At 64.8% G+C, this 389-nt stretch carries 2 protein-coding genes; both read right to left on the bottom strand.

All coding sequences use genetic code 11. From position 1 onward, the window contains the following. Positions 1-8: 8 nt before the first annotated feature. On the bottom strand, positions 9-203 hold the full coding sequence (locus ACTQ48_RS11670; protein WP_441046701.1) for a hypothetical protein: 195 nt from the start codon (positions 201-203) through the stop codon (positions 9-11). Next, positions 200-389: hypothetical protein (locus ACTQ48_RS11665; protein WP_441571108.1), on the bottom strand; the 190-nt coding region annotated here is incomplete at its 5' end. The genes ACTQ48_RS11670 and ACTQ48_RS11665, both read right to left, overlap by 4 nt.

Raw genomic sequence — 389 nt, 5'->3', positions numbered from 1 at the left:
GTCGCCGCTCACGACATCACCTCGGCAGAGAGTTCAGCGTCGGCTTCGTCGGCGTACCTTTGGGCCAGATCAGCCAGCCCCTCTATCGAGTCAGCCGAGTGCTGAGACAGGAAGTCGAGCTCACTGACGGTGCGCAGCAGGCGGGCACAGATCGTGAGCACCGTCACGGCTTGAGTGAGTTGGGCAACCCGCTGCACGTTCATGCCGCCACCTCGCTATCCAGGAGCGAGTCGAGGTCAGCGGTGCCACCCAAGATGCGGTGCAGAGCCGACAAGCCCTTGGCGGTGATGCGGATCGTCGGGGCGGGCAGCTCCAACTCGCCGGTACGGTGGTTGAGGAACGGGCCGGACGCCATTTTCTGCGCCAGCCGTCCACACTCGATCTGCGAC

Origin of the sequence: Collinsella sp. Sow4_E3 (genome assembly GCF_052116285.1) — a bacterium.
Classification (GTDB): domain Bacteria; phylum Actinomycetota; class Coriobacteriia; order Coriobacteriales; family Coriobacteriaceae; genus Collinsella.
The sequence above is the reverse complement of the archived record's forward strand: the minus strand, read 5'-3'. Positions and strand labels throughout refer to the sequence as shown.